Below are 5,067 nucleotides of genomic sequence, written 5' to 3' on the forward strand. Positions count from 1 at the left end.
GGATCGGCAGGCTCTTGGAGTAGTCGTTGCTGTAGGGCGACTTGGAGTCCGAGTAGGTGTAGTTGGCCGTGAAGCCGAACCCGAAGTCGAAGGCGTACTGGGCCTGCAGTTCGACACCCTTGATGGTGCCGCCCTGGCCGTTGACCACCGACGAGAACGGCCCGACCGAGCTGCCCGCCACCGACTGGTCCTTCACCGTGACGCTGTAGGTGTTGGAGACGATGAACGAGTCGACGGTCTTGTAGAAGAAACCGCCCGAGATCAGGCCCTGGGGCCCGAAGTAGCGCTCATAGGCGATGTCGAACTGCGAGGCCCGGAAGGGGTCGAGGTTCGGGTTGCCGCCGCTGCCGTTGGTGTAGAGGAACTTGTCCAGGTTCGGGCCCGGGTTGGACGAGCGCGTGAAGTTGTAGGACGCGCCCTGGCCGAGGTCGAACAGGTTCTGGGACGAGACCACGCGGGCCGCGCTGGCGCGGACCTTGTCGGTGTCGTTGATCTCGAACACGCCCGACAGGCTGGGCAGAACGTCGGTGTACTCACGAACCGTCCGCGAGGCGTCCGGGTTCTTCAGCACGCCGTTCCAGCTGTCGGTACCCCACCACAGCGGCGTGACCGGCGTGTTGGAGGCGTCGATGACCAGCTTGGTGTTCACGATCCGGACGCCGGCATTGATGTGGTAGGCGTCGTCGGCGTTGCCGAGGTCGGCCATGGCGTAGGTCGAGGTGGTCTTGTCGCTGATTTTGAAGGACTCGATCGGGTCCTTGTAGAAGGCGAACTTGGTCGAGGGGTACAGCGCCTGGATCCAGCCGACCGGATTTTTCATCTGGGCGTAGTCCTGGAAGATCGCCGTCACGCCGTTGACGTTGTCCTTGACCGCGCGCGACGGGTTGGACGCCGCCGTCTGGTAGGGCGTGATCACGGCCGGCGAACTGCCGAAGCGCGAGCAGCCGAACGAGGCGATGTCGCACTTCTTCAGGCCGATGGCACCGTCCTGGAAGTAGCCGAGCGGGGTCCAGTCGACGAAGGTGCCGCCGACGGTCGTGCCCTGGGCGCTGGCCGGCAGTTCGCCCTTGCCCGAGTAGTCAGCCAGATAGCGGCCGTAGGTCGAGTCGATCTTGCGGTCGGAGTAGCGGGCCCCGAAGCTGAACACCAGGCCGACCTCTTCAGCGAAGCTCGGCGTATACTTGAAGTCGCCGGTCAGCGCCGTGTCCTTGATCTCGCTCTTGTCGCCGAAGGCCCAGTGCGACTTGAAGAACACCGAGCTCGGGGTGGCCATGGCCGTCGCCAGCGCCGCCGAGGGCGTGAACGTCGGATAGGCGCCGTTGGTGAAGCCGTAGGTGGCGGTCAGCGGCGCGGTCGCGTTCGGCGCAAAGCCGCTGATGCCGTCACGAACGCCATACTGGGTATAGCGCGTGTCAACCTGACCGGAGTTCGACTGGTAGTCTGACTTGGACACGGCAGCGCGGACCTTGCCGGTCAGCGGGCCACCGTTGTCCCAGTTGGCGACAAACTGGAAGTTGTCGGTCTTGGCTTCAGCGTCCTTGGCGAAGGTGTCGCCTTCGGACGAGTTGGCTGTGACGCTGCCCGACTGCAGGATGCCGTCCTTGATGGTCAGGCCCTGCGCGTTGTAGGTCGCGTTTTCGTTGGCATAGGCCCACTTCAGCGAGTGCTCGCCGGTGAAGATCTTCAGATCCGAGTGGAACCAGTCGGCCTGGACCGTCAGCGAGTCAGAGACGCGCAGGTCGGCGTTCAGCGAGAAGGCCGTCCGTTCACGCTCCTGATGGCGGTTGTTGGTGTAGCGATATTCGGGCGACCAGACATTGGTCGTGCCGGTGGCCACCTGGTTGTTGCCGGTTGCGGTATTGCGCGACTTGAAGGCCCAGTTGCCGCGGTTTTCGCCGCTCAGGACCTCGGTATCGACATTTGTCTGATCCCACGAGAAGCTGCCGAGCAGGCCGAAGTTGTCGCTGAACTTGTGGCCCAGAACGACCGAGACCTGGGGCTTGGCCTTGCCCTTGAAGGAGCCCTGGTTGTAGCGCAGGTCGGCCGAGATCGTGGTGTCGTCGCGGACGTCGAGCGCGTTGCGGGTCTTCAGATTGACCGTACCGCCCAGACCGCCTTCGATCACGTCGGCGCGGGGCGACTTGATGACGTCCACGCCGGCCAGCAGGTCGGAGGGGATGCCTTCCAGGGAGTTGGTCTGCTTGGCGTTGCCTTCGCCGAGGCGGAAGGCTTCAAGGCCGGACAGGAAGTTGTCGCCGTTCAGCAGGGTGACGTTCTGGTCCAGGCCGCGGATGCGGACCTTGGTGCCCTGGCCGTTCTCGCGATCGATCTGAACGCCCGGCAGACGCTGCAGCGACTCCGAGATGTTCTGGTCGGGGAACTTGCCCATGTCCTCGGCCGTGACCGACTCGATGATCAGGTTGGAGTTCTTCTTGACGTTCAGCGCGTTGGCCAGCGACGCCCGGAAGCCGGTGACCACAATTTCCTCGACCTCGGTCGAGGCGGGCGCGGCGGCCGGAGCCGCAGCCTGTTGCGCATGGGCCTGACCGGCCGCGATCACGGCCAGGGCCGACGTCGCGGTGAGCAGTGCTGCCCGGGACCTGTTGAATGAGTTTCTCAAGACCTTGTACCCCTCTGCATAGTTGACGCGTGGAGCCGTTCGCCCTGAGGGGAGCCCTCAAGGTGGAACCACGCTTGCTGTCGGGATGCCTGACGCATCCTCCCTTTGCTGATCCCGGCGTCTCTGCGGAGCCGGTGATTTGAGCCGTGTGGCTCAAAGGCAGCGCTGTCAATTACAAGGACAGCGCTGTCAGCGACCCCTAGATAACAGCGGTTCTTTTCGTCCTGCAAGCGCTTTTATTTCGTTGAGGGGGCCGTGAGGCTTCAAGGCTGGCTGGGAAACAGGCCGCTTGACGTTGGCTGGAAAATAAGAAAAACAAATTTATTAAATAGTTTGAGGTCGTCCGTTGTGGCGATTTTCAAGGGCGGGAACGGCGCGCTACGTCGCCCGCAGAATCTGCAGGGAGTTCGTGGGCGATGGTCCGAATCGGTGTCGATTTTGGCGGGACGAAGATCGAGGCCGCCGTCCTCTCCGGCGATGACCAGATCATCGCGACCCTGCGTACGCCGACCCCGGCTGACTACGACAGCGCCATTGCGGCGGTCCGTGACCTGATCGACCGAATCGAACAGCAGGTCGGCGCGAAGGGCTCGGTTGGCATCGGCGCACCGGGTTCGATCTCGCCGCGTACCGGCGTCATGCGCAATGCGAACGCCACCTATCTGAATGGCCGCACCTTCCGGGAAGATCTGTCCGTCGCGCTCGGCCGTCCGGTCAGACTGGCCAATGACGCTAACTGCCTCGCCCTCTCCGAGGCCATCGATGGCGCGGCCAAGGGCGCGCGGACGACCTTCGCTGTCATCCTGGGCACCGGGTGTGGCGGCGGGCTGGTGGTCGACGGCAAGCTGATCGAAGGGGCCAGTGGTGTCGGCGGTGAATGGGGGCACATTCCGCTCCCCTGGCCCGACGCGACCGAGGCCGCCGGACCGCAGTGCTGGTGCGGGCAACGGGGCTGTGTCGAAACCTGGGTGTCCGGGTCAGGACTGCGTCGCGACTTCAGGGAAACGACGGGCCGCGACCTCAGTGGCGAAGCGATCCTGGCTGCTGCGGCCGGCGGCGATGCCGTCGCCCAGGCTGCATTTGACCGACTTGCCGAACGCCTCGGTCGCGCCCTGGCCGTGATCTGCAACATCGTCGATCCCGATGTCTTCGTGCTCGGCGGCGGTCTCTCCAACATCGACGCCCTCTATCAAAGGCTGCCGGGCCTGATTGCGCCCTATGTATTTGCCGACCAGTGGGAAGGGCGCATCGTCAAGGCGCACTGGGGGGACTCGTCAGGGGTGCGAGGGGCTGCACGGCTTTGGGACCTCGGGGCCTGGTCCGCCGATGTTGAGGCCTGAACGCGCCCGCACCTTGCGCTGGCTTCTGGCCGCGTTGATCGGCCTTGGCTGGCCGGTAACGGCGATGGCCCAGGCCGCGCCTCGGGTCAGACTGGCCCAGGGTGAGCTGATCGGACTGGCCCGGGATCATGACGGTGCGGTCTTCCTCGGCATACCCTTTGCCCGGCCGCCGGTCGGTGAACTGCGCTGGCGTCCGCCCATGCCGGCCACATGGTCCGGCAGCCTTGAGACTAAGGCCTATGGTCCGGCCTGCGCCCAGGACTCCTTCGGCTGGAACGCCGCAGATGCTGCCCGTTCCAGCGAGGATTGTCTCTATCTCGATATCGCAACGCCGGGCCTGAACCGCGAGGCGAAGCGCCCGGTCATGGTCTGGATCCATGGCGGGGCCAACTGGGCCGGATCGGGGGCCGGGGTGGTCCAGTCCGGTCTGGCCCGCAAGGACGTGGTGGTCGTCAGCCTGCAGTACCGGCTCGGGGCCTTCGGGTTTCTCTCCCATCCGGCCCTGACGGCGGAAGGGCAGGGGGCTTCGGGCAACTATGCCCTGATGGACCTGATCGCCGGCCTGCAGTGGATCCAGGCCAATATCGCCGCCTTCGGGGGGGATCCGGCGAACGTCACCCTGTTCGGCCACTCGGCAGGCGGTCAGGATGTTGGCCTGCTGATGCTGTCGCCCAAGGCCCGGGGCCTGTTTGCGCGGGGCATCCTGCAGAGCGGCACGCCCGGCTTCGGCTTTGCGCCGCGCAGCCTCGCCGAGAACGAGGCGATCGGGGCGGCTCTGGCCCGACAGGTCGGGGTCGCTGATGCGGCTGTGGCGGGTCCCGAGGCCCTGGCCAGGCTGCGCGCGGCGCCGATCGCCGAAATTCTCAAGGCCAGCAAGGCCCTGACCGCGCCGATCGACGATCAGGGCTTCATCTGGACCCAGGCGGTGGTGGACGGTTCGGTCCTGCCCGATGCGCCGGATCGGCTTCTGGCCCAAGGTCGCGATCTGGCGCCGATGATCGTCGGCAGCAATGCCCGTGAGATCGCACTGTTCGGATCCGATCCGGCCCGGGCCCGGCGCTGGATCGCGGCCCAGGACGCGCCTGTGGCCCAGGTCCTGGGCAAGGT

Annotated in this window: 3 protein-coding genes; 2 read left to right on the forward strand and 1 reads right to left on the reverse strand. The window is 65.5% G+C overall.

Annotated features, from left to right (window positions below):
* The coding region (locus DBR10_RS09630; protein WP_233243352.1) for a TonB-dependent receptor at positions 1–2,620 on the reverse strand (2,620 nt) is incomplete at its 3' end.
* A 416-nt stretch (positions 2,621–3,036) separates the two neighbouring features.
* Between DBR10_RS09630 and DBR10_RS09635 the strand changes: the two genes are divergently transcribed.
* Together DBR10_RS09635 and DBR10_RS09640 are read left to right on the forward strand one after the other, a co-directional pair.
* Positions 3,037–3,960 carry an ROK family protein gene (locus DBR10_RS09635; RefSeq protein ID WP_108506348.1) on the forward strand — a complete coding sequence of 308 codons (924 nt, stop codon included), beginning with the start codon at positions 3,037–3,039 and terminating at the stop codon, positions 3,958–3,960.
* A partial coding sequence (locus tag DBR10_RS09640) for a carboxylesterase/lipase family protein (RefSeq protein WP_108556297.1) occupies positions 3,947–5,067 on the forward strand: 1,121 nt, incomplete at its 3' end. The genes DBR10_RS09635 and DBR10_RS09640, both read left to right, overlap by 14 nt.

The sequence above is a fragment of the Caulobacter sp. HMWF025 genome, from assembly GCF_003060965.1.
Classification (GTDB): domain Bacteria; phylum Pseudomonadota; class Alphaproteobacteria; order Caulobacterales; family Caulobacteraceae; genus Caulobacter.